Source organism: Pseudorhodoferax sp. LjRoot39, from assembly GCF_964253035.1.
GTDB lineage: Bacteria > Pseudomonadota > Gammaproteobacteria > Burkholderiales > Burkholderiaceae_C > Pseudorhodoferax.
The window spans coordinates 7,032,700-7,055,680 of sequence record NZ_CAXUQL020000001.1; the positions used below are offsets into that span (position 1 = coordinate 7,032,700).

General features: G+C 69.4%; 22 protein-coding genes. 6 read left to right on the forward strand and 16 right to left on the reverse strand.

Going from position 1 to position 22,981, the window contains the following annotated elements:
• Positions 1 to 23 precede the first annotated feature (23 nt).
• Positions 24 to 701 (forward strand): nitroreductase, encoded by a 678-nt coding sequence (locus ACSQ4M_RS32865; RefSeq protein ID WP_436193543.1) that lies wholly within the window; start codon positions 24 to 26, stop codon positions 699 to 701.
• 150 nt (positions 702 to 851) lie between these two features.
• Here the strand turns inward: ACSQ4M_RS32865 and ACSQ4M_RS32870 are convergent, their stop codons facing one another.
• From ACSQ4M_RS32870 to kynB, 5 genes are all read right to left on the reverse strand, one after another.
• Positions 852 to 1,979, reverse strand: a complete 1,128-nt coding sequence (locus ACSQ4M_RS32870) for an IS5 family transposase (RefSeq protein WP_436188132.1) — start codon at positions 1,977 to 1,979, stop codon at positions 852 to 854.
• 222 nt (positions 1,980 to 2,201) lie between these two features.
• The gene (locus ACSQ4M_RS32875; protein WP_436193544.1) at positions 2,202 to 4,373 is read right to left on the reverse strand and encodes a hypothetical protein; all 2,172 of its coding nucleotides are present in this window, start codon (positions 4,371 to 4,373) and stop codon (positions 2,202 to 2,204) included.
• Positions 4,374 to 4,470: 97 nt separating this feature from the next.
• Entirely contained in the window at positions 4,471 to 5,307 is an 837-nt protein-coding gene (gene kynA / locus ACSQ4M_RS32880) for a tryptophan 2,3-dioxygenase (RefSeq protein ID WP_436193545.1), read from the reverse strand.
• Complete coding sequence (kynU, locus tag ACSQ4M_RS32885) at positions 5,307 to 6,656, reverse strand: kynureninase (protein WP_436193546.1); 1,350 nt, start codon at positions 6,654 to 6,656, stop codon at positions 5,307 to 5,309. Before kynU ends, kynA begins: the two co-directional genes overlap by 1 nt.
• On the reverse strand, positions 6,653 to 7,300 hold the full coding sequence (gene kynB, locus ACSQ4M_RS32890) for an arylformamidase (RefSeq protein WP_436193547.1): 648 nt from the start codon (positions 7,298 to 7,300) through the stop codon (positions 6,653 to 6,655). Before kynB ends, kynU begins: the two co-directional genes overlap by 4 nt.
• Positions 7,301 to 7,431: 131 nt before the next feature.
• Here kynB and ACSQ4M_RS32895 point away from each other — a divergent pair, with 131 nt between their 5' ends.
• The 3 genes from ACSQ4M_RS32895 (at position 7,432) to ACSQ4M_RS32905 (ending at position 9,988) form a co-directional block, all read left to right on the forward strand.
• Positions 7,432 to 8,316 carry a helix-turn-helix domain-containing protein gene (locus ACSQ4M_RS32895; protein ID WP_436193548.1) on the forward strand — a complete coding sequence of 295 codons (885 nt, stop codon included), beginning with the start codon at positions 7,432 to 7,434 and terminating at the stop codon, positions 8,314 to 8,316.
• 176 nt (positions 8,317 to 8,492) lie between these two features.
• The gene (locus ACSQ4M_RS32900; RefSeq protein WP_436193549.1) at positions 8,493 to 9,227 is read left to right on the forward strand and encodes a nuclear transport factor 2 family protein; all 735 of its coding nucleotides are present in this window, start codon (positions 8,493 to 8,495) and stop codon (positions 9,225 to 9,227) included.
• Between the two features lie 110 nt (positions 9,228 to 9,337).
• The gene (locus ACSQ4M_RS32905; protein WP_436193550.1) at positions 9,338 to 9,988 is read left to right on the forward strand and encodes a hydrolase; all 651 of its coding nucleotides are present in this window, start codon (positions 9,338 to 9,340) and stop codon (positions 9,986 to 9,988) included.
• 16 nt (positions 9,989 to 10,004) lie between these two features.
• On the opposite strand, the gene ACSQ4M_RS32910 is transcribed toward ACSQ4M_RS32905, so the two are convergent.
• Genes ACSQ4M_RS32910 through ACSQ4M_RS32945 form a run of 8 tightly spaced genes read right to left on the reverse strand, consistent with a single transcriptional unit; the run spans position 10,005 to position 18,197 of the window.
• On the reverse strand, positions 10,005 to 11,393 hold the full coding sequence (locus ACSQ4M_RS32910) for an amidase (protein WP_436193551.1): 1,389 nt from the start codon (positions 11,391 to 11,393) through the stop codon (positions 10,005 to 10,007).
• Complete coding sequence (locus ACSQ4M_RS32915) at positions 11,390 to 12,136, reverse strand: aspartate/glutamate racemase family protein (protein ID WP_436193552.1); 747 nt, start codon at positions 12,134 to 12,136, stop codon at positions 11,390 to 11,392. Before ACSQ4M_RS32915 ends, ACSQ4M_RS32910 begins: the two co-directional genes overlap by 4 nt.
• A complete protein-coding gene (locus ACSQ4M_RS32920; protein ID WP_436193553.1) occupies positions 12,133 to 13,038 on the reverse strand; it encodes a polysaccharide deacetylase family protein in 906 nt (301 codons plus the stop codon). The genes ACSQ4M_RS32915 and ACSQ4M_RS32920 overlap by 4 nt, the downstream gene beginning before the upstream one ends.
• Before the next feature lie 2 nt (positions 13,039 to 13,040).
• Positions 13,041 to 14,375 carry an amidohydrolase family protein gene (locus tag ACSQ4M_RS32925; RefSeq protein WP_436193554.1) on the reverse strand — a complete coding sequence of 445 codons (1,335 nt, stop codon included), beginning with the start codon at positions 14,373 to 14,375 and terminating at the stop codon, positions 13,041 to 13,043.
• A 4-nt stretch (positions 14,376 to 14,379) separates the two neighbouring features.
• On the reverse strand, positions 14,380 to 15,138 hold the full coding sequence (locus tag ACSQ4M_RS32930) for an amino acid ABC transporter ATP-binding protein (RefSeq protein ID WP_436193555.1): 759 nt from the start codon (positions 15,136 to 15,138) through the stop codon (positions 14,380 to 14,382).
• Positions 15,132 to 15,785, reverse strand: a complete 654-nt coding sequence (locus tag ACSQ4M_RS32935) for an amino acid ABC transporter permease (RefSeq protein WP_436193556.1) — start codon at positions 15,783 to 15,785, stop codon at positions 15,132 to 15,134. Before ACSQ4M_RS32935 ends, ACSQ4M_RS32930 begins: the two co-directional genes overlap by 7 nt.
• Positions 15,785 to 16,627 (reverse strand): transporter substrate-binding domain-containing protein, encoded by an 843-nt coding sequence (locus ACSQ4M_RS32940; protein ID WP_436193557.1) that lies wholly within the window; start codon positions 16,625 to 16,627, stop codon positions 15,785 to 15,787. The genes ACSQ4M_RS32935 and ACSQ4M_RS32940 overlap by 1 nt, the downstream gene beginning before the upstream one ends.
• 55 nt (positions 16,628 to 16,682) lie before the next feature.
• Entirely contained in the window at positions 16,683 to 18,197 is a 1,515-nt protein-coding gene (locus tag ACSQ4M_RS32945; protein ID WP_436193558.1) for an amidohydrolase family protein, read from the reverse strand.
• Between the two features lie 32 nt (positions 18,198 to 18,229).
• Here ACSQ4M_RS32945 and ACSQ4M_RS32950 point away from each other — a divergent pair, with 32 nt between their 5' ends.
• Complete coding sequence (locus ACSQ4M_RS32950) at positions 18,230 to 18,694, forward strand: nucleoside deaminase (RefSeq protein ID WP_436193559.1); 465 nt, start codon at positions 18,230 to 18,232, stop codon at positions 18,692 to 18,694.
• Between the two features lie 142 nt (positions 18,695 to 18,836).
• On the opposite strand, the gene ACSQ4M_RS32955 is transcribed toward ACSQ4M_RS32950, so the two are convergent.
• From ACSQ4M_RS32955 to ACSQ4M_RS32965, 3 genes are read right to left on the reverse strand one after another with little or no spacing between them, the layout of a single operon-like run.
• Positions 18,837 to 19,706, reverse strand: a complete 870-nt coding sequence (locus ACSQ4M_RS32955; protein WP_436193560.1) for an ABC transporter permease — start codon at positions 19,704 to 19,706, stop codon at positions 18,837 to 18,839.
• Positions 19,699 to 20,550, reverse strand: a complete 852-nt coding sequence (locus tag ACSQ4M_RS32960; protein ID WP_436193561.1) for an ABC transporter permease — start codon at positions 20,548 to 20,550, stop codon at positions 19,699 to 19,701. The genes ACSQ4M_RS32955 and ACSQ4M_RS32960 overlap by 8 nt, the downstream gene beginning before the upstream one ends.
• A gap of 4 nt (positions 20,551 to 20,554) precedes the next feature.
• Positions 20,555 to 21,643, reverse strand: coding sequence for an ABC transporter ATP-binding protein (locus ACSQ4M_RS32965; protein ID WP_436193562.1), 1,089 nt, complete (start codon positions 21,641 to 21,643; stop codon positions 20,555 to 20,557).
• 288 nt (positions 21,644 to 21,931) lie between these two features.
• Here ACSQ4M_RS32965 and ACSQ4M_RS32970 point away from each other — a divergent pair, with 288 nt between their 5' ends.
• Positions 21,932 to 22,981 carry an ABC transporter substrate-binding protein gene (locus ACSQ4M_RS32970; protein ID WP_436193563.1) on the forward strand — a complete coding sequence of 350 codons (1,050 nt, stop codon included), beginning with the start codon at positions 21,932 to 21,934 and terminating at the stop codon, positions 22,979 to 22,981.

Here is a 22,981-nt window from a genome sequence, read left to right on the forward strand (position 1 = left end):
CATCAACGACAAGGAAGACAAGCATGGATTTCGACCACGTGGTCCGACAGCGCCGCAGCATCCGCGGCTACCAGGACAAGCCCGTTCCCAAAGCGCTGATCCGCGAGGTGCTGGCGTTGGCCATGCGCGCGCCGACCTCGCTCAACACCCAGCCCTGGAACTTCCACGTGGTCACGGGCGCGGTGCTGGACCGCATCCGCGCCGGCAACGTGGAGCGCAACCTGGCCGGCATTCCGCACTCGCGCGAGTTCCGCATGGGCCCGGACTATGCAGGCCTGCACCGCGAGCGCCAGATCGGCATCGCCAAGCAATTGTTCGCCGCCATGGGCATCGCGCGCGAGGACAAGGCCGCACGCCAGGACTGGGTGCTGCGGGGCTTTCGCCAGTTCGGTGCGCCGGTGTCCATCGTCGTGACCTACGACCGCGCCATCCACGGCAGCGACATCGCGCCCTTCGATTGCGGCGGCGTGGTCAACGCCATCGTCAACGCGGCCTGGTCGCGCGGCCTGGGCTGCGTGATCAACAGCCAGGGCATCATGCAGTCGCCCGTGGTGCGGGCCGAGGCCGGCATCCCCGACGACCAGGTGATCCAGACCTGCATCGCGATGGGCTGGCCCGACGACAGCTTCCCCGCGAATGCCGTGGTGTCGCAGCGCAAGTCGGTGGACGAGGCGGCGCGCTTCGTCGGGTTCGAGGACTGAGAAGGGCCACTGCGGCAGGCTGCGGGGCGGCACTCCATGGCGCCGCGCCAGCGATGCGACAGCGCGCCACCACCCCGGTGGCCTGCCCGACAGGGCACCTGCGCACCCAGCCGAGGCACCTGAGGCCTGAGAGGGTGTATCTAAAATGATTTACCCGGCCAGCCTAGTTGCGAGCATACGCGCTTCTGCGAGCCAGACCCAGGCCACAGGCGCCCAGTTGGAGCGGTCATGGTGAGCGATCAGCCTGCGCGCACGCTCGTTCCATGCGTGGGTGCGCTCGACCACCCAGCGCTTGGCTTGCACGACGAAGCCCTTGGCTGGGGCCTCGGGCCACAGTTGCTGCTGCTCGACAACAAACGTGCCCGTCACGCGATTCGAAGGTCTGCGGACGATCTCTACGGCGATGCCATGCGTCTTCTCCAGGTCCATGGCGCACTGACCGCCGTAGGCCGAGTCTGCGTACAGCCTCTTGAGGCCCGTCACCTTGGCGCAGGCTTGGGCCACCACGGATGCGGCCCCGTCGCGATCCTGCACGCTGGCAGCCGTGACGGTCACAGCCAGCAGCAGCCCCAGCGTGTCGACCACCAAGTGGCGCTTGCGGCCCTTGACCTTTTTGCCGGCATCGAAGCCGGTGTCTCCGCCCTGCGGGGTGCTGCGCGTGCTTTGCGAATCGATGATGGCCGCCGTGGGTTCGGGTGCCTTGCCCACGCGGTCGCGCCACTGTTGGCGCAACCGGTCGTGCATGGCCTCGAAGGTGCCGGCGCGTGCCCAGCCGCGAAAGGCCGAGTACACCGCACGCCAAGGCGGAAAGTTGCCGGGCAGCAAGCGCCACGCGCAGCCGGTGCGCACGATGTACATGCAGGCGTTGGCAATGTCGCGGCGCGCGTGCGTGATCGGCTTGCCGCGCCCACCTTCGCGCTCAAACAGGTCATGCACGAGAGCCCACTCGGCATCGGTCAGGTCCGTGTTCATGCCGCCAGGCTTGGCTTGCCGGCGGTGCGCTGTCGTGTAGCCGTAGCGCTGCGGAGCCGAGCCCTGGACCGCCGCACGCGTGCTGGCGCCGCGAGGCGGGCGCACGCGCTTGACTCCCGCCTTCTTCAGCGCCTTGCGAATCGTCGCCGAGCAGACATCGATGCCCGTGTGGCGAACGAACTCGCGGGTGAGCTCATCCATCGACGACTGCGGCATGCGCAGCGCCAGCTCCACCAATGCGCGCAGGTCCTGCGCTTGCAGCAGTGCTGGCCTGCCGGGTTGCTTCTTGCTCGTCCCCGTGTCCACTCGTCACCTCCTGCGCTCCCAGAACCGAGAGGGCGCGCAGGGTATTTTAATTCAGATACACCCTCTGAGAAGCTGTGAACGAACCGCTCACGCCCACGCGAGGCCCCCCAATGACGAACTTCTCACGTTGCGACCGCTGCTCCCAGGGCCTCGCCCTTCGGGCGGGGGCGCGATCGGTTCATTCACAGCTTCTGACGCGTACCTGACGGCGGTGCGAGTCCCTCACTCCTCCGCATCGAGATAGGCGTAGCCACCATGGCCGCCGAGCGCGCAGTCAGCGGCCTCCACCTTGAGGGTGAGTGCATCGCCCACGTAAGCCGCCACAGGCAACTCCACCAGTTGCCACGGGATGGACTTCCAGTTCCCGTTTTGGTAGGACTTCCAGCCTGTGTAGGTCGGGTCGTTCGTGTAGAAGCGCTTGCTGTAGATCACCGCGCCCTTGGTCGTGTTCGTGACCGTGACCTCGATGTAGGGCTGTTCGGAAGGCGTGTGCTGGGGGTCCTCCAGCACGGCTGCCCAGTAGAAGCGCAAGACCGGATTCGCGGCGCTGGGCACGACGGCTGTCTGCACCAAGGTGCTGATGTGGTAGTCCGGGTCGCTGTTGTTGACACGTGCGGCAAACTGGCCGAACAGGGTGGTCTGCAGATCGGTCGCGATGGGATCGGCCCCCGCCGACACCACGCCGCTCTTGTCCGACGGAGTCACCCCACTGCTGCCGCCCCACACGTGGCGCTCGGATGCCCAGAAATCCAGAGACCCGGTTTCAAACCCGAGATTGGTGAAGAAGAAGCTGTTCTTCACCCTGAGCTTGAATTGCTTGAAGGCTGTGAAAGCACCCTGCCAAGCCCTCGGGCTTTCAGACACCAGGAGCATGACATCGGTGCCGGTCGCCGATGGCAGCTTGGGAATGCTGACAGAGAAGCCGTCGTCGGAATTGCCGATGGGCAGTCCGCCGTTGCCATAGCGCGTGCCGTTCAGGTAGACGTGGACGTAGCGTTGCGCTGTGGGGTTGTCCGCGGTCGGTGCACGCGGCACGGTTCCCGTGATCGTGACGTTGTCTTCGGAAGCAACTTCGTAAACGCCCGGGAGCGACACCACCGCGGTGGGGCTCGTCACGTTGATCTTGGGGAAATGGCTGACCGGCCAGCCGCTTTCCGAACCGGCATACAAGGCCTCCATGGTGGCTTGCGAGTAGGCCTGGTTGAAGCTCGCGAAGGCGAACGCATCCCAGGTCGTGTTCTTGACCGTGTAGCTGCCGAAGCCGTTCACCGGATCCCACGGCACCGTGACGACTTCGTTGGGGAAATTGTTGTCGTAGAACTTGAAGACCTTGGCGGTGCCGTCGTAGGCGTAGACCGTGACGGCATGGCCCTTGGACCACTTGAAGAAGCCACCCACGCCCATCGCGAGAATCTGGGCTTGCTTGGTCACCATCAATTGCTGAATGATGGAATAGGCCGTGAAGCGATCGGCATCGTTGCGGGTCAGAAAGCTCTGGTCGTTGACCCAGTTGAGTGCCTCCAGATGCGCTTTCTGGTTCCCTGCCTGGTACGCCCGCGTGATCAGCTCGCGGACCGACTGGTCATCCTCCTCCCTGACCGCGTCGCCCTCCCGGTAGAGGGAATACAGGCCCGCCCCCTTCGTGGACTTCTTGTAGGACTGGAACCATGCCGCATAGCCGGCCATGCCGAAGCAGTTCCCGCCGGGCGAGTCATAGCTGCCGAAATTGTGAACATAGAAGCCATCAGCGCCGGGTTGAAATCCGGCGTCGGTGCTCAGCCCGATCGGATCGGGTGGCGTGGTGCCGAAGAGTTTGTCCAGCACGATGACCACATACTTGGAGAAATGCGCCGTCATGAAGGTCAGCGTGCCGTTCGCACGATCGACCGATCGGACCGTGACCGGGCTATAGCGCCCGGCGGCCTCATCCCAGGTCACCACGATCGGAATCGCATCGCTGGCCAGTTCGGCCTTGTTGAACGGCAGTGTCACACGCACGGCCTGACCGAAGTCCCTGCCGCCCGTGCGTTTGAGCACCAGGACCTTGCTGATCTGCTTGGCCCCCATCGCCAGCGCCTCCGGATTCAAGGGCGCGGGAAGCTGATCCTCGTAGGTGATGGTGATGGTCTCGTTGTCGGAGGCCAGGGCATCGGCCGGCACTTCCACCTTGGCGCCACGAATCGGGCTGCCGGTGTCATCGACGGAGACCGTGCCGCCAGCGAGCGCGATCTCTTTCTGGCCATCGACGATTGCCGGCGTGGTGGGCGGTTCCGCGACAGGGTCGGGACTCTTCTCATCGCCGCCTCCGCAGGCAAACAGCGCGAGCAGCGCCACAATGGCCACGGCACGCCCGATCATCCCCGTCACCCTTTCGGTGGTGGTCTGTCTTTTCATGCTGGAACTCCTCCTGTTTGGAGTCGCAGAATTTAGACACCCTTGGGGGGATCGGCATCCCTAAAGTAAAGGATGGGGCACGCGCAGCGGCCTGCACTCAAAGCGCCGTGCGCACCGACCAGATCTCGGGGAACAGCACCACGTCCAGCATCTTGCGCAGGTAACTCACGCCGCCCGTGCCGCCGGTGCCGCGCTTGAAGCCGATCACGCGCTCCACCGTAGTCACGTGGCGAAAGCGCCAGAGCCGGAACGCGTCCTCGATGTCGGTCAGCTTCTCGCCGAGCTGGTAGAGGTCCCAGCGCTGGTGCGGGTCGCGGTACACGGCGGCCCAGGCGGCCTCGACGGCGGGGCTCGCGGCGTAGGGCTGGGTCCAGTCGCGTTCGAGCCGGTCGTCCGGGATGTCCAGGCCGGCGCGTGCGAGCAGGCGCAGGGCCTCGTCGTACAGCGACGGCGCGCGGTACGCCGATTCCACCTGCGCCAGCAGGTCGGGCCGGTGCGCATGGGGCTTGAGCATGGCCGCGTTCTTGTTGCCCAGTGCGAACTCGATGCACCGGTACTGCGCGCTCTGGAAACCGCTGGAACTTGCGAGGTAGGGCCGCATGGCGCTGTACTCGGGCGGCGTCATGGTCGAGAGCACGGTCCAGGCGCTGACCAGCTGCTCCATGATGCGCGTGACGCGTGCAAGCATCTTGAAGGCGTCGGCACGCTGGTCGCCCGCGATCGCGCGGATCGCGGCATGCAGCTCGTGCAGCATGAGCTTCATCCACAGTTCGCTGGTCTGGTGCTGCACGATGAACAGCATCTCGTCGTGCGCGGGCGACAGCGGGTGCTGGGCGTGGAGGATCTCGTCCAGGTGCAGGTAGTCGCCGTAGCTCATGGACTGGCTGAAGTCCAGCTGGGCCTTTTCGTCGTGGACGATTTTCTCGGTGGTCATCAGGTCACCGCGTTCTTCTGGTTGAACTCGGGGCTGCGCCATTGCTCGGTGGTCAGGACTTCGCGCAGCTGCTCGACGGCGTTCCAGACGTCTTCGAAGCCCAGGTACAGCGGCGTGAAGCCGAAGCGCAGGATGTCGGGAAGACCTCCGCCCCCAGGCCCCGGCAAGCCGGGGCCGTCCCCCGAGGGGAGCTCGGCGGCTTGGGAGCGGCCCGGCGCCGCCGGGCTGTCGCCCGCGCGGTAATCCCCGATCACGCCGCGCGCAATCAGGGCCTGCACGATGGCGTAGGCGCCCTCCTTGCGGCTCAGACAGACCTGCGAGCCGCGACGGGCATGTTCGCGCGGTGTCACGAGCGCCAGGCCGTGGCCCGCGCAGCGTTCCTCGACCAGTGCGATGAAGAGGTCGGTCAGCGCCAGCGACTTCGTGCGCAGCGCGGCCATGCCGCCCAGCGGCTCGGCGGCCAGCACCGTGTCCAGCCCGCACTCCAGGCCCGTGAGGCTCAGGATGGGCTGGGTGCCGCACAGGTAGCGCGCGATGCCGGGCGCGGGCTGGTAGTTGGGTGTGAACGCGAACGGCGCCGCATGGCCCCACCAGCCCGACAGCGGCTGCCAGAAGCGCTGCGCATGGCGCTGATGCACCCAGACGAAGGCGGGGGCGCCCGGGCCGCCGTTGAGGTACTTGTAGCCGCAGCCCACGGCGAAGTCGGCGCCGCCGCCGTTCAGGTCCACGGGCACGGCACCCGCGCTGTGCGCGAGGTCCCAGACCGCGAGTGCGCCGGCCGCGTGCGCCGCGGCGCTGACGGCCGCCATGTCGTGCATGGCGCCGGTGCGGTAGTTCACGTGCGTGAGCATGAGCACGGCGGTCTCGGGCAGCAGCGCGGCGATCTGGCCGGGTTCGTCGACCAGGCGCAGGGTGAAGCCGCGTTCGCGGCACAGGCCTTCGGCGATGTAGAGGTCGGTCGGGAAGTTGCTGCGCTCGCTGACCACCAGGCGGCGCTGCGGCGCGTCCTCGGCCGCGATCTTGAGCGCGGCCGACAGCACCTTGAACAGGTTGACCGAGGTCGAGTCCGTGCAGACCAGCTCGCCAGGCTGGGCGCCGACCAGGCGCGCGAGCCGGTCGCCCAGGCGCTGCGGCAGGTCGAACCAGCCGCTCTCGTTCCAGGCCCGGATCAGCTGCGTGCCCCACTCCTGGGTCACGGCGGCGGCGATGCGCGTGGGCGCGGCGGCGGGCATCACGCCCAGCGAGTTGCCGTCGAGATAGATCACCCCATCAGGGACAGTGAACAGGTCGCGCAGAGGGCGCAGCGGGTCCGCGGCGTCGCGCGCGCGGCAGTCTTGGAGAGTCGTCATGTTCGGTTCCGGAGTTCGCGCAAGACCGCGCGCACGGGGGAGGCGTCGGCCGTCGTGAGCTTGAGCGGCAGCGCGATGAGTTCGTAGTCGCCCTCGGGCACGTCGTTGAGCACGAGGTTCTCGAGAACGCGCATGCCGTGGCGGCGGATGGCCTGGTGGCTGTCGAGCGTTTTGCTGTCGGCCGGGTCGATGCTGGCCGTGTCGATGCCGATCAGCCGCACGCCCAGGGCCGCGAGCCGCTCCACCGTCTCGGGCGCGTAGGCCGCGAGTTGCGGGTCCCAGCGGTCCTGCGGCATGGTGGCGTAGGTGCGCACGAGCAGGCGCGGCGGCAGGCCATCCAGCGCATGCGCCAGGTGCGCCCACTGCACCAGCGGCCCGCAGCCGATGGCATGGACCACGCGGCACGGCCCCAGGTAGGGCGCCAGGTCCACGGCGCCGATGGCCGCGCCGTCCGGGTCGTAGTGCAGCGGCGCATCGGCGTGCGCGCCCACGTGCGGCGACAGCGTCAGCTCGCCGACGTTGACGGGGCAGCCGGGGCCGATGCTGGCGGCCCAGCGCTGCTGGTAGGGAGTGTCGCCCGGGAACACCGGAGTGCCCGCGTGCACGGGCGGCGAGATGTCCCACAGGCGTGGTTCGGTCGACATGGACGCGAAGGTAGCGCCATGCGGGGGGGCGTGGTGTCGGTTATTTCCAACATTGCAGCCCGCCACCTGCGCGCTGCGGGTTGCCCGCCGTTCCGCGGGCAAATAGGCGTTGCCGGCATAGTGGTGGAACCATGACACCGCCCACCGCCCACGCCCTGCCGCTGCCCGACAACGTGGTCGACCTGGCCCGGACGGAACGCGCGTGGAACGGCGCGCGCCTGGCCGTGACCGACTTCCAGTGCGCGGGCCCCGTGGTCCATCGCCTCGGAAACCGGGAGGAGACCTGCCTGAGCACGGTGCTCGAGGAGGTCGGCGGCCGCTGCGTACCGCTGCTGCGCAAGAACCAGCCCAGCCCCGTGGGCTACGTTCCGAGGCACATGACCCTCGTGCCTGCGGGCATGGAGGTCTGGGGCCATGCGGACGACCTGCGCTTCGCGCGCGATGCCAGCCTGCATTTCGATGCTGGGCAGCTCGAAGACCGGCTCGGCATCCGCATCGACACCGGCGAGCGGCATGCGCCCAGGCTCTGCTTTGCGGACGACCACGCCTGGACCCTGGTCCGGCTGCTGGCGGCGGCGGTCGACGACCCCGATCCCTCGGCGCAACTCTACGGCGATGGCCTGGTCACCGCGATCAGCGCCAAGCTCTTCAGCCACCCGGGCGAGCGCGGCCGCAGCGCCGGTGCGGGCCTGGCCCCGTGGCAGCTGCGGCGCGTCATCGCGCGCATGGACGACCAGTTGCCCGAGCGCGTGGAGCTGGCCGAACTCGCGGGACTGGCCGGCCTGTCGCAGTCGCACTTCAGCAAGGCCTTCAAGGCCTCGACCGGGCTGGCCCCCTACCGCTGGCAGCTGGACGCGCGCATCCGCCGCGCACAGAGCCTGCTGCTGGATGGCGAGGCTCCGCTGGAGCAGGTGGCCGAGGCCACCGGCTTCGCCGACGCCGTGCACTTCGGCAGGACCTTCCGCAAGTTCGTCGGCGCCAGCCCGGCCGCCTGGCGCGACGACCGCAAGCGCTGACCGCTCCGGCCGGCGCCCGCAGCGCGCCGGCATCGCCGCGATCGATTCGGACTGCCATCCGCAGGATCGGACAGTGCCTTGTGCCGCCTGGACCGGCAACATCCCTGGCACCGCGCCGCCCGCCAGCGTGCACTCCGGCACCTGGCCTGTGCGGCAGCGTCGAAAGGACCCTGCATTTGTCGAACGACCGCTTTCCCGTCGGGCTGGAGATGGACGTGTCCTATCCGGAATTCCAGGTCCACCTCGTGTTGCTGTCGGCCACGCAGCTGCGCTTCGAGATCCGGGAAGGCGCGCTGGCGCGCACGGAGACCGTCGCCATCCAGGTCGTGCCGCTCGGCAACGGCATCTTCGCCGTGAGCTGGCAGGAGCAGGACGGTGCGACGGTCACCAACGTGCAGGATTACGACCGCGGGCAGGTGCATTCCTTCGCGACCCTGCCTGGCGGCAGGTTCCTGCGCATGACCGGCCGCATGGCCATCACGCAGCCCGGCGCGCACGCGCTCGATGAACGCCCCCAGCGCAACAAGGCGCTCGTCCACGCGGCGATGACGGCGCTGTTCCAGCGCCGCGACGCCGCGGCCGTGGAACATCTCTACGCCGCGGACTACATCCAGCACAACCCCGACATCCCGCAGGGCCGCGACGCGCTGCAGGCCCTGGTGGCCGGCCTGTCGCCGGCCGTGCACTACGAGCCCGGCCTCATGGTCGCCGAGGGCGACCTGGTCGCCATCCACGGCCGCATCCGCGGCTGGGCGGACGCACCGCAGGTGGTGGTCGATGTGTTCCGCATCCAGGACGGCCGGCTGGCCGAGCACTGGGACGTGCTGCAGAACGAGGTGCCGCTGACGGCCGCGCATGGCGGCGTCGCCATGTTCGACTCCGCAGAAGGCACGCGCCACCCCGCACGCTAGGTCTCCAACCGCACCCTGCGCTGCCGCCGCCCCTGGCGCGGCGGCGTGCGCAGCTTTGCCCTTTTCCCAACCCCCGGCGCCTCGGCGCCCCATCCCTCCAGGAGATTGCCATGCCCAAAACCGGACTTCCAGGACTGCTGCGCCCCGAAGACAGCATCGTCGTGCTGATCGACCACCAGCCCTACCAGTTCGCCAACCTGCACAGCCACGAGCCGACGATGGTCGTCAACAACGTGGTCGGTCTGGCCAAGACGGCCAAGGTCTTCAACGTGCCGACCATCCTGACCACCGTGATCGAGGAGCGCGGCGGCTACCTGATCAAGGGCCTGCAGGATGTGTTCCCCGAGCAGAAGCCGATCGACCGCACCTTCATCAACACCTGGGAAGACCCCAAGGTCACCGACATCGTCAAGAAGAGCGGGCGCAAGCAGCTGGTGCTGGCCGCGCTGTGGACCGAGATCTGCCTGGCCATGCCGGCGATCCACGCCCTGGGCGAGGGCTACGAGGTCTTCATCGTGACCGACGCCTCGGGCGGCGTCTCGCTGGAGGCCCACGACATGGCCGTGCGGCGCATGGTGCAGGCCGGCGCCGTGCCGATCACCTGGACCGCCGTGCTCGCCGAGTGGCAGCGCGACTGGGCGCGCGAGGAGACCGCGGCCGGCATTTCGAGCATCGTGCTCGAGCATGGCGGCGCCAGCGGTGTCGCGCTGGCGTGGGAGATGCAGCTGCTGGCCACGGCCGCCAGGGGCGCCAGCAAGTAAGGCTGCCGGGCCCGGGCTACGCGCCCAGGGCCTCGATCTCCCAGGCGGCCTGCAGCACGCGCGGGTCCTCGAAGCGCGGCCCCACCACCTGCAGCCCCACGGGCAGGCCGCGCACCGTGCCGGCCGGCACCGAGCAGGCCGGCACGCCGCAGTAGTTGAACAAGGGCGTGAACGCTGCGTGCCCGCGCGGCCCGGCCGGGCGGCCGCCGATCTCGGTCGGACCGAGTTGCTCGAGCGGCCAGGCCGTCACGGGCGTGGTCGGGCACAGCAGCAGGTCGTAGCGTTCGAAGAAGCCCGCTAGGCAGGCGATGAGCCGCTCCTTGAGCCGCAGCGCGCGCGCCACCTGCGCGGGCGTGACCTCGCCGCCGGCCTCGATCTGGGCCACGAGCACGGGGTCGATCCGCTCGCGCGCGTCGGCCAGGCGCGCGCCGTACAGCGCGTGCAGGCCGGCCTGCTGCAGCGCCAGCAGCGGGTACTCGCGCGCCTCGGCCGGCCAGGGCGGGTCGGCGTCGTCGATCTGCCAGCCGGCCGTGCGCAAGGCGTCCACGCGCTGCTGCAACGCCTGCAGCACGTCGGCATCGACCGCGAAGTCGCAGCCCAGCTGCGGGCTCCAGGCCACGCGCAGGCCGGTCACGGGCTGCTGCAGGCCGGGCGAGGCCTCCAGCCCCACGGCGATCGGCACGCCGGCCGGGTCGGCCGCATCAAAGGCCAGCAGCTGGTCGTAGAGCCAGGCGCAGTCGTCCACGTCGCGCGCGAGCTGGCCGATCACCGAGAGGCCAAAGTTCGGCTCGGCGAAGCCCCAGGGATGCGGGATCAGCCCGTTGCTGGGTTTGAAGCCGACCAGACCACAGTGCGCGGCGGGCCGGCGCGTGGAGCCGCCCGCGTCCGTGCCCAGCGCCAGCAGGCCCAGGCCCGCGGCCAGCGCCGACACCGCGCCGCCCGAGGAGCCGCCCGGCGTCAGGGCCGGGTCCAGCGGATGGCGCGTGGCGCCATAGAGCAGGTTGCTGGTCACGCCCTTGCAGGCGAACTCCGAGCAGTTGGTGATGCCCAGCACGACCGCACCGCGCGCGCGCAGCCGGGCCACGGCCCAGGCGTCGCGCGGCGCGACGAAGTCCTCGAACAGGCGCGAGCCCTGGGCAATGCGCCGGCCCGCAACCCAGAGGTTGTCCTTGACCGTGAACGGCACGCCGGCCATGGGCAGATCCTCGCCCGCGGCCAGACGCGCATCCACGGCCGCGGCCTCGGCCAGCACCTGCTGCGGATCGAACTGCACGATGGCATTGAGGCCCGGGTTCAGGCGCTCCACGCGGTCGATGAAGTGGCGCGCGACGGCCACCGCGCTGAGCGCGCCGCCGCGGACCTGCGCGGCCAGGGCGCGCGCGCTAAGTGCATGGAGTTCCGTCATGCCGACCTTCCGAACAATGCCGTGAGTGCGGGCGACACGCCCTGCACGGTGCGCCCGCCCGTGGGACTCACGCTGCCCACGCGGGCACGCGGCAGGCGCAGGCCGACCAGGGCCTGGGCCAGGGCCACGGCGCAGCCCACGCCGTCCAGCAGCGGGACGGGCAGGCGCGGCTGCAGCACATCGGCCATGGACGCCATGGCCGCGCCGGCCAGCAGCACGGCCTCGGCGCCGTCGCGTTCGACGAGCGTGCGGGCGGCGGCCAGCACGGCCTCCTGGGCTTCCTGCGGCGCACCCACCATCTGCTGCGGCGTGAGCGTGAGCGTCTCCACGCCGGCCAGGCGCTCGCCCAGGCCGTAGGACTGCACGAGCTCGCGGTACAGCGGCCCCATGCGCGCGCCGTTGGTCAGCAGGCCGATGCGCGTGGCCACGGTGGCGCCGCACAGCAGGCCGGCCTCGGTCATGCCGACGACCGGAATGTCCAGCAGCTCGCGGCAGGCCCACAGCGCCGTGTCCAGCGAGACACCCAGCACCACGGCGTCGCAGCCCGGTGCGTGCTGCGCCACGAGCTCCAGCACGCCGTGCTGGGCCAGGGCGTTCTCGGCGCGCGAGCCGATCACGGCCGGGCCGAAGCGGCCGGTCACGGCCACGAGTTCGGTTCCAGGGGCGGCGCGGCTGCGCGCCGCGGCCAGCACCGCGTCGGTCACGGCCTGGGTCAGGTTCGGGTTGACCAACAGCAGCTTCATGCGGCGGCCTGCGGCGGCATGTGGGCCAGCCAATGCCGCGCGATCTGCTCGCGCGTGGCGCACCAGGCACCGCCGCGCTGGGCGATGTAGCGCGTCAGCTGGCGCAGGCCCTCGATGCGGCCGGGCCGGCCGATGATGCGCGTGTGCAGGCCGATGGACAGCATGCGCGGCGTGGCGCGCGACTCGGCCAGCAGCGCGTCGAAGGCGTCGATCGCGTAGTCGGCGAAGTCGCTGCCGCGCACGTAGGCGTGGCTGTCGAAGAAGCGCATGTCGTTGGTGTCGAAGGCGTAGGGCAGCACCAGGTGCGGCTTGCCGGCGACGCGCACGTAGTAGGGCAGGTCGTCGTTGTAGGCGTCGCTGTCGTAGAGGAAGCCGCCCTGCTCGACCAGCAGGCGCCGGGTGTTGACCGAGGCCGAGGACTTGGTGTGCCAACCCACGGGCGCGCGGCCGTGCAGGCGGCGGATGCTGTCCACGCAGCGCACGATCAATGCACGCTCCTCTTCTTCGCCCATGCCCGCGTGCGACTCCCAGCGCCAGCCATGGCAGCAGACCTCGAAGCCCTGCTCGGCCGCGTCGGTGGCGATCCAGGGTGTGGCCTCCAGCGCACGCGCGCAGGCGTTCAGTGTGAGCGGGATGCCGGCGGCCAGGAGCTGCCGCGTGATGCGCCAGTAGCCCACGCGCGCGCCATACTCGAACTGGCTTTCCATGCACAGGTCGGGCGTGCCCACCACCTCGTGCGTGACCTCGTGGTGGCTCTCGTTGCGCGGGTCGCCGGCGCTCAGTGCGAACTCGGCCCCCTCCTCCACGTTGAGCACGAAGGAGACGGCGAGGCCGGCGTCGCCGGGCCAGCGCAGTCGGGGATAGTTCCAGCGGTAGCCGGAGAAGTCGCGGGGTTCGGACATGCTCACGCTCCGCGGGCGCGTCGCCACAGCGCATCGGCCGCCTGCTGGGCATCGGCCAGGATCTGCTCCAGATCGACCTGCGTGGGCCGGCCGCAGGCCACGACCTGGCGGCCGCCGACCCAGACATGCTCGACGTCGCGGCCCTGTGCGGTGTGCACCAGGTTGCCGACCGGCTTGACGCAGGGCACCAGGTGCGCACGGCGGAAGTCGAAGGCCACCAGGTCGGCCTGCTTGCCGACCTCGATGCTGCCGATCTGGCCGGCCAGACCCATGGCCTGGGCCCCGCCCAGGGTCCCCATGCGCAAGACATCCTCGGGCTGCCAGAAGTCGTCCACGCCGTCTTCCTGGATGCGGCCGATCGCCAGCGCCCAGCGCAGCACCTCCACCATGTCGGCATGCATGTTGTCGGTCCCCAGCGCCAGTCCGGCGCCGGCGCGGCGCAGCGCCGAGGTGGGCGCCGCCGTGCCGCCGGTCGCATTGCCCTTGGGGATGTGGGCCACATGGATGCCGGCGCGGCCACAGCGGGCGATGTCGGCGTCGTCCAGGTACAGGCAGTGTGCGGCGATCAGGCGGTCGTTGAGCAGGCCGGTGTCCTCCAGCAGCTGCGCCGGCGTGCGGCCAGAACGCTGCAGCACCTGCGCCACCTCCTTGCGGCTCTGCGCCAGGTGCGTGTTCACGCGCAGGCCGTGGCGGCGCGCGGCCTCGCCGATGCGGGCCAGCAGCGCGTCCGAGCAGGTGTCCGGCGCATGCGCCGACAACTGCACGCCGGTGCGGCCGTCGAACGCGCCATGCCAGCGGCTGGCCAGCGCCAGTGCCTCGTCCAGCGTGCGCTCGCCGATGGCGTCGTGGTGCTCCCAGCGGCCATCGCCGATCAGCGAGAAGTCGGCATCGTGGATGCGGCCGCAGCTGACCACGCGCCCGCCGATCTCGGCCATGGCCGGCAAGGTCAGGTCGGCGTGCACATAGGTGTCGTTGACGAGCGTGGAGCCGAACAGCAACGCCTCGACCGCCCCGAGCCGCGCCAGTGCCACGGCCTCGTCGGGCGTCACGTCGTGCCCGTGCGGAATGCCCGGTGTGTAGGCCGGCGCGAAGCCGAGATCCTCCGCGACGCCGCGCACCATGCTCAGGATGGCGTGCGTGTGCACGTTGACGAAGCCGGGCGTCAGCACGCGCCCCGGCAGCGCCAGCCGCGGCAGCGGTGCCAGCGCGGCCGGCAGCTCCGCCATCGGCCCGACCCAGGCGATGCGGCCTTCGCGGACCGCGACGCCGGCATCCTTCAACACGCGCATCTGCGCGTCCACGGTCACGACCGTCAGATCGGTCAGCAGTTGGTCCATCGTCTCATGCATGTAGATGCCCCAGAAAGCGGCGCGTGCGTTCGGCCTGCGGCGCGTCGAAGATCTGTTCCGGCGGTCCCTGTTCGATGACCAGGCCGCCATCCATGAAGACCACCCGGTCGGCGGTCTGCCGTGCGAAGCGCATTTCGTGCGTGACCACCACCATGGTCATGCCGCCCTGGGCCAGCTCGCGCATCACGTCCACGACCTCTGTCACAAGTTCCGGGTCGAGTGCCGAGGTCGGCTCGTCGAACAGGATCAGCTCGGGCCGCATTGCCAGCGCACGCGCGATCGCCACGCGCTGCTGCTGGCCGCCGGACAGCTGCGACGGCCGCTTGTCCATGTGCTGCGCCATGTGCACGCGGGCCAGCTCGGTGCGTGCGCGCTCGCGCGCTTCCTCCACGGAGATGCCGAGCACGCGTCGCGGGCCCATCGCCACGTTGTCCAGGGCGGACTGGTGGGCGAACAGGTTGAAGCGCTGGAACACGAAGCCGATGCGGCTGCGCTGGCGCGACAGCACGGCTTCGCTGTGCTCGCGGCCGGCCACGTCGCGGCCGATCAAGTCGCCGCGCAGCCGGATGTGGCCCGAGTCGGGTGTCTCCAGCCAGTTCAGGCAACGCAGGAAGGTGGTCTTTCCCGAACCCGAGGGGCCGATCAGCACCACGGTCTCGCGCTCGGCCACGGTCAGCGCCGCATCGCGCAGCACCTGTCGGCCGGCGAAGCTCTTGCAGACGTCGGTGGCCTGCAATACCGGTTTCACCATGCGGGCAACCGCCTTTCCAGCCAGCGCGAGAGCCAGGCCAGCGCCGACACCGTGAGGTAGTAGTACAGCGCGATCAACAGGAAGATCTCGAACGGCGCGAAGTGCACCGCGATCACGGCCTGGCCTGCGCGCGTGAGTTCGTAGACCGAGATCACGGACAGCAGGGCAGAGCCCTTGACCAGCGAGATCAACTCGTTGGTCGCTGGCGGCACGACCGAGCGCAGCGACTGCGGCAGCAGCACATGCCACAGGATCTGGGTGTGGCGCATGCCGATCGAGCGCGCGGCTTCGGCCTGGCCCTTCTCCACCGAGTTCAGGCCGGCACGGAAGATCTCGGCCAGGAAGCCCGCCGCGTTCAGCGCCAGTGCGATCACGCCGGCCCAGAACTCGGGCAGGTTGATGCCGATCTCGGGCAGCGCGAAATAGACGAGGAAGATCTGGATCAGCAGCGGCGTTCCGCGGATGAAATCGACATAGGCGCGCACCAGCCAGCGCAGCGTGCCGGAGCGCGACATCGAGGCCAGCCCCAGCACACCGCCCAGGGCCAGGCCCAGCAGCATGGCGAGCGAGGAGATCTTCAGCGTCGTCAGCAACCCGGCCCCCAGCAGGGGGACCGAGTTCTCGACCAGGTTCCAGTCGAAGGCCATCAGCCGAAGGTGGGGATGTTGTCGGCCAGCTGCATGCGGAAGCCGAACCACTTCTCCTGCAGCTGGTAGATCGCGCCACTGGCCTTCAGCGCCGCGAGCTGCTCGTTCAGGTAGGCGATGATCTCGGTGTCTTCCTTGCGCACCGCAATGCCGGCCCAGTTGTCGCCGCCCATGCCCTTGACGATGGCGTACTTGCCCGGTGCGTCCTTGAGCACCATTCCCAGCGTGGCCAGGGTGTTCAGCACGCCATCGACCCGGCCCTGGGCCAGCGCCACATAGGCGGACGGATGGTCGTCGAAGGTGCGCAGCTCCTTGAAGCCGCTGCCGCCACCGCCCTTGAGCGCTGCGTTCATCTTCTCCTGCAGGATCTGGCCGGGCGAGCCCAGCTTGACCGCCAGCGTGCGGCCATTGAGGTCGCCGACGGCCTTGATCTTGTCCGCATCGCCCGCGCGCACCAGCAGCGCCTGCGACGCCTCGGCGTAGGGGATGGAAAAGCCCACGCGTTCAAGGCGCTCCTTGGTGTAGCTCATCGAGCTCATCACGATGTCGAACTTCTTGGTGTACAGCGAGGGGATCACACCCGACCAGGCGGTGTCGACGAACACCGGCTTGACGCCGAGCGGCTTGCACAGCAGGCCGGCCAGCTCGACGTCGTAGCCGACGATCTCGGCGCCCTGGCGGTAGGTGAAGGGCACGTAGGCCGCCTCGCAACCGATGCGCAGTTCGCCGGCGGCCTTGATCTGGGCCAGAGACAGGCCGGCGGCGTGCGCCAGACGGGACAGCACAGGCAGCGCCGTGGCGGCGCTGACGGCAAGCAGATGGCGGCGGGAAATGGTCGTCATGGGTGGAACTCCAAGTGCTGGGAACGGTGGATCGGAAAGCGGATGCGCGGCCGCTTCAAGGAACGGGCAGGCGCGCAGCATGGGTGTCGGCCGGGATCGGCATCGCCAGCGTGCGCCGGTAGATGGCCTCGACCGCCTGCAGGACCGGCTGGACCGAGGCCTCAGCCGCGTCGAAGCGCTCGGCCAGCTGGCCGAACTCGGACTGGGCTTCGCGCAGCAGCGCGCGCTCGTCGATGCGTGTCAGTGCGCCGTCCTGCAGCACCACTTCGCCGGCCACCATCGAGAAGGCCAGGCCGGCGCCACGCTCGGCATAGACCAGTTGGCGGACCGGGTCGGTGTACGGGGTGAAGGTCACGGTGTCGGTGCGGTAGGCCACCAGGTCGGCGAGCGCGCCGACGCGCAGGCTGCCGAGCGACTCGCCGAAACCCAACGCTCGGCCGCCCGCCAGCGTGCCGGCGGACAGCGCCTCGCGCGCCGAAAGCCAGCGGCCGGGCTCGTCGCCGCGCAGCTTGGACACGGCAGCGGCGCTGCCCAGCACGTTCAGCATGTTGACCGTGACGGTGGAGCAAGAGCCGTCCGATCCCAGGCTGACGTTGACACCTGCCTCCAGCAACTCGCGCACGGGCTGAACACCCGATCCCAGTGTCAGGTTGCTCCAGGGGTTGTGCTGGGCCGTGGCGCCACTGCGGGCCAGCGCCTCGATCTCGCGCGGGTTCAGCCAGACCGCATGGATCAGGCTGGTCGCCGGCTTCAGGAAGCCGATGCGGTCCAGGTACTCCACGATGGGACTGCCGTAGAAGATCTGCCCGGTCACGACCTGCATGCGCGTCTCCTGCACATGGGTGATGAGCGGCAGCGCCAGCTCGTCGGCCAGCGCGCGCACCGCCAGCAGGAAGGGCTCGTTGCAGCGCTGCGGCGCCGAGGCCGAGACCAGTACACCGACCCGGTTGTGCTGCGGATGGCGCGTGCGCACCAGCTCTCGCACCAGACCCAACTGATCGTCGCCAGGCGGCGGCGGTGCGGCGCGCAGTTCGGCAGCCAGGTCGGGCGGGAAGTGCTCGTCCGCGAACGGGAAGTTGTCGATGATGGGCCGGTCCATCATGGCGAAGCCGGTCAGCGAGCGGATGCCGATGTCCTCGTAGGCCTGGAACATGGCGTCGATGCGGGTGCGGTCGATTGCGCCGCCCAGCGCCGTGTCGTCGACCAGCGTGGTGCAGCCCGTGCGCAGCGACTCGATGGCGCCGATCATGGTCCGCAGATAGACCTGGCGCGGCGTGAGGGGCACGGGGATGCGCGTGCGGACCAGGTGCATCCAGAGCTCCAGCGGCAGGTTCTCGGTGCGGCCGCGCTGGAAATGCTCGTGCGAATGCTGGTGGCCGTTGACCAGGCCCGGCACCAGCAGGTGGTCCGACAGATCGACGGTGCGGTCGGCATCGGCCAGTTGGCCCGCTGGCGCAATGGCCGCGATCCGGCCGTCCTCGACCAGCAGATCCTGGGGCTGCTGCGACGGCGCGAGCGCGTCGCCGAGCAGCACGCGCGCGTTGCGCAACAGGGTGCGTTTCTTGCTCATGGTCTGGCTCCGAATGTTGTGAAAGGTGTGGGATGAACGACGAGCACTGGATGCGCCTGGCGCTGGACGAGGCCGAAGACGCCTACGCGCGTGGCGACTGGCCCACGGGTGCGGTTCTGGTGCGGGATGGCGCACTGCTTGCGCGGGGCCAGAACCGCCAGGTCAGCCAGGGCGACCCCACGCTGCACGCCGAGCCCGACGCGCTGCGCCAGGCTTTCGCGACCCACGGCCCGGCGGCCGCCCAGGGCGCCACGCTGTACTGCACGATGGAACCCTGCCCCATGTGCGCGGGCGCGCTCAAGCTGGCGGGCGTGGGTACGCTGGTGCTGGCGCTGCGCCATGCCACGCTGCGCCGCAGCGACCTGGGCGACTACAGCATCGAGCGCTTCTGCACGCTGACCGGCCACGCCATGGCGCTGCGCGACGGCGTGCTCGAGGCCGAGTACCTCGCGCTGCGGCTGCGCTGGGGCGGCGACCAGATCCATCGACAGGGTTGAGATCAGCAGATGGTCGGAAGGCCGCGGAGCAGGCCGTGCCAGCAGACGCCGCGGAACTGGCTCTGCCAGGCCGCTGGCGGCGCCCCTGGAGGGGGATGGGATGGCTACACGAAGTGAGCCAGCCAAACGGGGTGGGCTCATGTCAACGCATGTGGCGCGTGATGCCGGCCACGCGCTCCATGACGATCATGAGGACGAGCGTCGCAGCGATCAGCACGCCCGACACGGCCGCCGCCCGCACATCCAGGTTCGACTCGATGATGTGCCACATGCGGATCGGCAGCACCTCGCTGCGCGCATCCGACAGGAACAGCGACACGGCCACGTTGTCGAACGAGTACATGAAGCCGATGAAGGCGCCGGCCAGCACGCCGCGCGCGATGAGCGGCAGCGTGATGGTGCGGAACACGTAGAGCGGCGAGGCGCCCAGAGAATGCGCGCTTTCCAGCAGCACGCCGTCCATCTGCAGCAGGCTGGCCGAGGTGGTGCGCAGGATGTAGGGCGTGGTGATGGCGATGTGGCCCAGCACCAGCGTCCAGAACGACAGGCCCGTGCCCGCGATGTTGAACAGCATCAGCAGCGACAGGCCGATGGCCAGCGCCGGCAGCATCAGCGGCGAGAGCAGCACGGCCTCGGCCGCGCGCGCCCAGCCCTCGCGCCGGCGGGCCAGCGCGAGCGCGGCAGCGACGGCCAGCACAGCCGAGATGCCCGTGGCCACGGCCGCCAGCTTCAGCGAGAGCACGCCCGCATCGATCAGTTCGGGCGAATCCCACAGCGCCTGGTACCAGCGCACCGAGTAGCCCGGCGGCGGGAACTTGAGCGAAAAGCCGCTCGTGAACGAGGTGATCAGCACCACCACGGTCGGCGCCAGCAGCAGCACGCCGGCGCAGACGCCCAGCACGCCGAACACGGCCCAGAACGAGCGCCGCTCGAAGGCGCCGGCCAGCGACTCGGCCGCGCGCGGCGCGGTGGCGGGGCACACGGGGGCGCCGGAAACGAAGGCATCAGGCATGGACAAATCCCCGGCTGCGGCGGCCCACCGCATTGATGGCGACGACCACGGCCAGCACGCTGGCCAGCAGCAGCATCGCGATCGCGGCGGCGAACGGATAGTTGTTGGCCTGGATGGCCTGCTGGTACATGTAGTAGGGCATGAACATCTGCTGCCCGCCACCCACCAGGGTTTGCGTGACGAAGGCGCTGATGCTGGAGGCGAACACCAGCAACGCCCCGGCCAAGAGGCCCGGCATCGTGAGCGGCAGCGTGACCTGCCAGAAGGTGCGCCAGTGGCCCGCACCCAGCGCCAGCGAGGCCTGGCGCAGGTTGGCGTCGGTGTTCATGAGCGAGGTGATGAGCGGCAGCACCATCAGCGGCAGCTCGATCTGCGCCAGCGCCACCGTCACGCCGCCCGGCGTGTAGAGCAGCTTGAGCGGCTCTGCGATCAGGCCCCAGTCCAGCAGCGCGGTGTTCACGATGCCCTGGCGGCCCAGGATCACGACCCAGGCGAAGGTGCGCACCACCGAGCTCGTGAGCAGCGGCAGCACGATCAGCAGCATGAGCAGCCCCTGCCAGCGCGCCGGGGACTGGGTGTAGAGGTAGGCCAGCGGAAAGCCGATCAGCAGCGTCAGCGCCGTGACCTTGAGGCCCAGCCACAGCGTGCCGCCCAGCACCGACAGGTTGAATCCGTCGCCCAGGAACTTGACGTACTGGGCAATGCCGAACTGCGTCATACCCTGGTCGTCGTGCAGGCTGATCCAGCCCAGCAGCAGCATGGGCGCGAACACGAAGAACAGGAAGAAGATGCCCAGGGGCAGCGCCAGGCCCAGCGGCGGCGCGAAGCGGGGTGCGGTGGACATCGCTTCAGCCTGCGAACACGCCAGCCGGCGCGCCGGGACGCAGCCGCACTCCGACCTGTTCCCCGGCTTCGTAGCGCATCTGGCCCGCGCTGCGTGGCTGCGTGACCTTGATCGTGCCGCCACCCGGCAAGGCGAGCTCGTAGACCAGCGAGGGACCGAGCGGCAGCACCATCTCCACCCGGGCCGGCAGCGCCCCCACGCTGGAGCCTGCCAGCACGAGGTTCTCCGGCCGCGCCGCGACCACCACGCTGCCCACGCGCGAACACGGCGCGGCCCGCTCCAGCGAGATCGCACCACCGTCCGCGCAGTCGACCATGTAGCCGCCCTCGGCACTGCGCAGCTGGCCCGGCAGCAGGTTGGCCGTGCCGATGAAGGTGGCCACGAACAGCGTGGCCGGCCGGTCGTAGATGGTCTCGGGCGTGTCGAACTGCTCGACCCGGCCCGCATGCATGACGGCGATGCGGTCGGCCATGGACATGGCCTCGTCCTGGTCATGCGTGACCAGGATGGTGGTGATGCCCAGCTCGCGCTGGATGCGCCGGATCTCGATCTGCATGTCCAGCCGCAGGTTCTTGTCGAGCGCGGCGAAGGGCTCGTCGAGCAGCAGCACACGCGGGCGCACGGCCAGCGTGCGCGCCAGCGCCACACGCTGCTGCTGGCCGCCAGACAGCTCGCGCGGGTAGCGCTTGCCATAGTCGGCCATGCGCACCATGGCCAGCATCTGCGCGGCCGTGGCGCGCGCCTCGGAGGCGGCGACGCCGCGCGCGCGCAGGCCGTAGGCCACGTTGTCGGCCACCGTCATGTGCGGGAACAGCGCGTAGTTCTGGAACACGATGCCGGCGCCGCGCTCGTTGGTCGGCAGCGCGTCGACAATCTCGCCGCCGATGCGCACATGGCCGCCGCTCTGGCGCAAGAGGCCCGAGACGATGCGCAGCAGCGTGGTCTTGCCGCAGCCGCTGGGGCCCAGCAGCGCGACGAGTTCGCCGGCCGGGATGTCCAGCGACACGGACTCCACCGCCGTGGAGCCGGCATAGCGGTGGTGGATCTGGTCGAGCACGATGCCGACGCCGGCGGTTCGATCGGGAGCTTGCATGCAGTGGCCTGGTTGGGGGCGGCACCGGATGCGCCGCATTGCCTGCGGGAACTCAAGAAACGTGCCACAGGGCATCCTTTTGCGTGGCCACAAACAGCCCATAGATTGGACACAATCTCATTTTTCATTGAGCACAATTTGGTGCGGGATGCGCCACATTGGCGCAGCTGGCGCACCGGCTTGGGAGGCAAGGTCCGGTGCAGCCCTGGATACAGGCCATGGCACAAAGCTTGCGCTGGCATGCCCAGTCCCGCCATCGGGCAGCCCTTGCAACCTAGGAGTCCACCCATGTCCCTGTCCCGCCGCACGCTGCTGCAGGCCGCCGCCGGTTTCGGTGCCGCCCAACTGCCGCTGCACGCCAGCCTGGCCCACGCCCAGTCCAAGAGCATCTCGGCCACCACCTACCCGGGCGCCTGGGAATCGGCGCACCGCAGCATCCTGCTGCCAGCCTTCGCCAAGGCCACGGGCGCCTCGACCAGCCTGGTCTCCTCGCTGGCGGTGGACACCGTTTCCAAGATCGTCGCCTCCAAGGCCAACCCGCCCTACGACGTGGTGATCCTGGACGAAGGCCCCTACCTGGCCGCGCTGTCGCAGGACATCTTCGAGAAGATCCCCGTGGACAAGATGCCCAACCTCAAGGACGTGCCGCCCAAGCTCGTGGACCCGCGCGGCCTCGGCGTGTTCGTGTCGGGCCAGATCATCGGCATCGCCTACAACACCGAGAAGATCAAGAACCCGCCCAAGAACTGGAACGACCTGCTCAAGCCCGAGTACAAGGGCCGCGTGGGCCTGGCCGGCATGGGCTCCACGCTGATGTCGGCCTGGATGGTGGAGATCGCGCGCCTGAACGGCGGCAGCGAAGAGAACCTTGAGCCCGCCTTCCAGTTCGTCAAGAAGCTGCTGCCCAACGTGAGCGCCGTGGCCAGCAACCCGGGCGCGCTGGCCACGCTGTTCCAGCAGGGCCAGATCGACATCTCGGTGCACTACAACAACAACGTGGGCGACCTGCAGGGCAAGGGCGTGCCCGTGGCACTGGCCAAACCCGAGACGGGCTGGATCCACATCAAGAGCGTGATGCACATCGTCAAGAACACCAAGAACCCGGACCTGGCCGCCGCCTACATCAACGCCGCGCTGAGCCCCGAGGTGCAGACGCAGATGGCCGCCGCGCCCTACTTCGTCGCGCCGGTCAGCAGCAAGGCGCAGTTCAGCCCCGGCCTGCAGGCCTACGCCAAGAACGTGGCCGAGATCGAAGCCATGAACGGGGTGGACTGGGCCAAGCTCAATCCCCGCCGCGGCGAGTACATCGACCGCTTCAACCGCGAAGTGAAGGTGTGA